2 tRNA genes and 3 rRNA genes are annotated in these 5,556 nt (G+C 51.1%); all 5 read right to left on the bottom strand.

The features are described 5' to 3' along the window. Window positions 1-6 precede the first annotated feature (6 nt). Window positions 7-119, bottom strand: a 5S ribosomal RNA gene (gene rrf, locus FSY59_RS27170). A 166-nt stretch (window positions 120-285) separates the two neighbouring features. Then, window positions 286-3,163, bottom strand: a 23S ribosomal RNA gene (locus tag FSY59_RS27165). Window positions 3,164-3,575: 412 nt separating this feature from the next. Then, window positions 3,576-3,651, bottom strand: a tRNA-Ala gene (locus tag FSY59_RS27160). Window positions 3,652-3,679: 28 nt separating this feature from the next. Next, window positions 3,680-3,756 (bottom strand) — tRNA-Ile (locus FSY59_RS27155). Between the two features lie 93 nt (window positions 3,757-3,849). Further along, window positions 3,850-5,382, bottom strand: a 16S ribosomal RNA gene (locus FSY59_RS27150). The 16S, 23S and 5S rRNA genes sit together here with 2 tRNA genes alongside, the layout of an rRNA operon. Window positions 5,383-5,556 lie beyond the last annotated feature (174 nt).

The raw sequence follows: 5,556 nt of genomic DNA, 5'->3' as shown, positions 1-5,556 counted from the left end.
GTAAGAGCCTGACGATGACCTACTTTCACACGGGAACCCGCACTATCATCGGCGCAAAGTCGTTTCACTGTCCTGTTCGGGATGGGAAGGAGTGGTACCAACTTGCTATGGTCATCAGGCATAAACTTTTTGTCAGATTGACAGCGCCTCGATTAACTTCTTAATCTCGCTCACCTTCAATCCAACGAATTCATAGAGTCTTCAATCAGCTTTTCGATTGCGCCTTTTCGGCATAACTAGAACTTGCGTTCTGTCTTTCATTTTTCCAGGCTTGCCCAAAGTTATAGGGTCAAGCCGCACGGGCAATTAGTACTGGTTAGCTTAACGCATTACTGCGCTTCCACACCCAGCCTATCAACGTCGTGGTCTACAACGACCCTTCAGGGGGCTCAAGGCCCCGGCAGATCTCATCTTGAAACGAGTTTCCCGCTTAGATGCTTTCAGCGGTTATCTCTTCCACACTTAGCTACCCTGCGATGCCACTGGCGTGACAACAGGTACACCAGAGGTGTGTCCACTCCGGTCCTCTCGTACTAGGAGCAGGCTTCCTCAAATCTGCAGCGCCCACGGAAGATAGGGACCAAACTGTCTCACGACGTTTTAAACCCAGCTCACGTACCTCTTTAAATGGCGAACAGCCATACCCTTGGGACCGACTACAGCCCCAGGATGAGATGAGCCGACATCGAGGTGCCAAACACCGCCGTCGATATGAACTCTTGGGCGGTATCAGCCTGTTATCCCCAGAGTACCTTTTATCCGTTGAGCGATGGCCCTTCCATACAGAACCACCGGATCACTATGTCCTGCTTTCGCATCTGCTCGACTTGTCAGTCTCGCAGTTAAGCACGCTTATGCCATTGCACTATCGTCACGATGTCCGACCGTAACTAGCGTACCTTCGAACTCCTCCGTTACGCTTTGGGAGGAGACCGCCCCAGTCAAACTGCCTACCATGCACTGTCCCCGATCCAGATAATGGATCCAGGTTAGAACCTCAAACGCACCAGGGTGGTATTTCAACGTCGGCTCCATGAGATCTAGCGACCTCACTTCAAAGCCTCCCACCTATCCTACACAGATCCGTTCAAAGTCCAATACAAAGCTACAGTAAAGGTTCATGGGGTCTTTCCGTCTTTCCGCGGGGAGATTGCATCATCACAAACATTTCAACTTCGCTGAGTCTCAGGAGGAGACAGTGTGGCCATCGTTACGCCATTCGTGCAGGTCGGAACTTACCCGACAAGGAATTTCGCTACCTTAGGACCGTTATAGTTACGGCCGCCGTTTACTGGGACTTCAATCAAGAGCTTGCACCCCATCATTTAATCTTCCAGCACCGGGCAGGCGTCACACCCTATACGTCCACTTTCGTGTTTGCAGAGTGCTGTGTTTTTATTAAACAGTCGCAGCCACCAATTTTTTGCAACCCCTTTGAGCTCCGTTTGTACAACTTCACTTACTTGGGGTACACCTTCTCCCGAAGTTACGGTGTCAATTTGCCGAGTTCCTTCTCCTGAGTTCTCTCAAGCGCCTTAGAATACTCATCTCGCGCACCAGTGTCGGTTTGCGGTACGGTCGTCAATAGCTGAAGCTTAGTGGCTTTTCCTGGAAGCAGGGTATCACTCACTTCGTGTGCAAGCACACTCGTTATCACGCCTCATCTCAGCTCTCCGGATTTGCCTAAAGAGCACGACTACACGCTTGAACCAACTATTCCAACAGTTGGCTGAGCTAACCTTCTCCGTCCCCACATCGCACTATTGATCGGTACAGGAATATTGACCTGTTTCCCATCAGCTACGCATCTCTGCCTCGCCTTAGGGGCCGACTCACCCTACGCCGATGAACGTTGCGTAGGAAACCTTGCGCTTACGGCGAGGGGGCTTTTCACCCCCTTTAACGCTACTCATGTCAGCATTCGCACTTCTGATACCTCCAGCATCCGTTACCAGACACCTTCACAGGCTTACAGAACGCTCTCCTACCACGTGCCATAAATGGCACATCCGCAGCTTCGGTAACTGGCTTAGCCCCGTTACATCTTCCGCGCAGGACGACTCGATCAGTGAGCTATTACGCTTTCTTTAAATGATGGCTGCTTCTAAGCCAACATCCTGACTGTTTTAGCCTTCCCACTTCGTTTCCCACTTAGCCCGTTTTAGGGACCTTAGCTGGCGGTCTGGGTTGTTTCCCTCTTGAGTCCGGACGTTAGCACCCGGTGCTCTGTCTCCCAAGCTGTACTCGTCGGTATTCGGAGTTTGCATAGGTTTGGTAAGTCGCCATGACCCCCTAGCCTAAACAGTGCTCTACCCCCGACGGTAATACTTGAGGCACTACCTAAATAGTTTTCGGAGAGAACCAGCTATTTCCAAGTTTGTTTAGCCTTTCACCCCTATCCACAGCTCATCCCCTAATTTTGCAACATTAGTGGGTTCGGACCTCCAGTACCTGTTACGGCACCTTCATCCTGGCCATGGATAGATCACTTGGTTTCGGGTCTACACCCAGCGACTAATCGCCCTATTCGGACTCGATTTCTCTTCGCCTCCCCTATTCGGTTAAGCTTGCCACTGAATGTAAGTCGCTGACCCATTATACAAAAGGTACGCCGTCACCCCGAAGGGCTCCGACTTTTTGTAAGCATACGGTTTCAGGATCTATTTCACTCCCCTCCCGGGGTTCTTTTCGCCTTTCCCTCACGGTACTGGTTCACTATCGGTCGATGATGAGTATTTAGCCTTGGAGGATGGTCCCCCCATATTCAGACAGGGTTTCTCGTGCCCCGCCCTACTTGTCTGCAGCCTAGTACCACCGATCGGTTTTCACATACGGGACTATCACCCACTATGGTCGGCCTTTCCATGCCGTTTTGTTAACTGATCGACTATCACTGCAAGGCTCTTCCGAATTCGCTCGCCACTACTATCGGAATCTCGGTTGATGTCTTTTCCTCTGGGTACTTAGATGTTTCAGTTCTCCAGGTTCGCTTCGAGCACCTATGTATTCAGTGCACGATACCTCTTGCGAGGTGGGTTCCCCCATTCAGAAATCTCCGGATCAAAGCTTATTTGCCAGCTCCCCGAAGCTTATCGCAGGCTATCACGTCTTTCGTCGCCTATCATCGCCAAGGCATCCACCATATGCTCTTAGTCACTTGACCCTATAACTTTGGATTCTCTTAGCGAGAATCAAAGCCTGGTGTTCAAAGACTGGTGAGGTCTTGCACCTCACGCGTTATGCCGTAATGTGAATATCTTTGGCTGCATCTTTCGATACAGCTTAGAGAATATTCGTCATTACTAGATAAATTTGCATTCGCAAAATATCTGTTTTGACGCAATCAAAATGTTGCTGGCGGCACGGTGCACAAACCTTGGTTTGCGCTTTCCACCAGCAACGCTGATTTCGACTCTATGAATTTTTAAAGAACAGCCTATTGATCAAAGATCAATATAAAAGCAGTCTGAAGCAGACTGCTTTTATATTGAATTTGGTTTTTTTCTGCTTCCGATCCGCTTGCGCTTCACATCTGCTGAGCCAACGATTATAGCACCTTTCGGCGCTATCATTTTTGGTGGAGGATGACGGGATCGAACCGACGACCCCCTGCTTGCAAAGCAGGTGCTCTCCCAGCTGAGCTAATCCCCCGGGATCCTCGAACCAGATATTGGAATCTTGGTGGGTCTAGTTGGGCTCGAACCAACGACCCCTGCGTTATCAACACAGTGCTCTAACCAGCTGAGCTACAGACCCATTCCATGCAGCCCGCTGTCACTCAGCAGGCCACCTGGCTTGTTCCAACAACCGATAAGTGTGGACGTTCAATTTGAAGCAGCATTTTTCCAGAAAGGAGGTGATCCAGCCGCACCTTCCGATACGGCTACCTTGTTACGACTTCACCCCAGTCACGAACCCCGCCGTGGTAAGCGCCCTCCTTGCGGTTAGGCTACCTACTTCTGGCGAGACCCGCTCCCATGGTGTGACGGGCGGTGTGTACAAGACCCGGGAACGTATTCACCGTGACATTCTGATCCACGATTACTAGCGATTCCGACTTCACGCAGTCGAGTTGCAGACTGCGATCCGGACTACGACTGGCTTTATGGGATTAGCTCCCCCTCGCGGGTTGGCAACCCTTTGTACCAGCCATTGTATGACGTGTGTAGCCCCACCTATAAGGGCCATGAGGACTTGACGTCATCCCCACCTTCCTCCGGTTTGTCACCGGCAGTCCCATTAGAGTGCTCAACTGAATGTAGCAACTAATGGCAAGGGTTGCGCTCGTTGCGGGACTTAACCCAACATCTCACGACACGAGCTGACGACAGCCATGCAGCACCTGTGTGCAGGTTCTCTTTCGAGCACCAAACCATCTCTGGTAAGTTCCTGCCATGTCAAAGGTGGGTAAGGTTTTTCGCGTTGCATCGAATTAAACCACATCATCCACCGCTTGTGCGGGTCCCCGTCAATTCCTTTGAGTTTCAACCTTGCGGCCGTACTCCCCAGGCGGTCAACTTCACGCGTTAGCTTCGTTACTGAGTCAGTTAAGACCCAACAACCAGTTGACATCGTTTAGGGCGTGGACTACCAGGGTATCTAATCCTGTTTGCTCCCCACGCTTTCGTGCATGAGCGTCAGTGCAGGCCCAGGGGATTGCCTTCGCCATCGGTGTTCCTCCGCATATCTACGCATTTCACTGCTACACGCGGAATTCCATCCCCCTCTGCCGCACTCTAGCTTTGCAGTCACAATGGCAGTTCCCAGGTTGAGCCCGGGGATTTCACCACTGTCTTACAAAACCGCCTGCGCACGCTTTACGCCCAGTAATTCCGATTAACGCTTGCACCCTACGTATTACCGCGGCTGCTGGCACGTAGTTAGCCGGTGCTTATTCTTACGGTACCGTCATGACCCGGGGATATTAGCCCCAGGCTTTTCGTTCCGTACAAAAGCAGTTTACAACCCGAGGGCCTTCATCCTGCACGCGGCATTGCTGGATCAGGCTTTCGCCCATTGTCCAAAATTCCCCACTGCTGCCTCCCGTAGGAGTCTGGGCCGTGTCTCAGTCCCAGTGTGGCTGGTCGTCCTCTCAGACCAGCTACAGATCGCAGGCTTGGTAAGCTTTTACCCCACCAACTACCTAATCTGCCATCAGCCGCTCTAGTAGCACAAGGCCCGAAGGTCCCCTGCTTTCATCCGTAGATCTCATGCGGTATTAGCTACTCTTTCGAGTAGTTATCCCCCACTACTAGGCACGTTCCGATGTATTACTCACCCGTTCGCCACTCGTCAGCATCCGAAGACCTGTTACCGTTCGACTTGCATGTGTAAAGCATGCCGCCAGCGTTCAATCTGAGCCAGGATCAAACTCTATAGTTCGATCTTGAATTTAAAGTCTTTCGACTGCTCACTCACTTGACGGAATCAAGAAGAATTAATTCTTCCTCATTACTGTTTTTGTGAGCGTTTGATAACTCCGAAGAGTTTGTTCCGAAGAACTGGCTGCTTGCCCTCAAACGCCCACGCTTATCGGCTGTATTTTTTTAAGGAGCC

The organism is Comamonas sp. Z3 (genome assembly GCF_008121565.1).
In the GTDB taxonomy this organism is placed as follows: Bacteria; Pseudomonadota; Gammaproteobacteria; order Burkholderiales; family Burkholderiaceae_C; genus Comamonas; species Comamonas brasiliensis.
The sequence above is the reverse complement of the archived record's forward strand: the minus strand, read 5'-3'. Positions and strand labels throughout refer to the sequence as shown.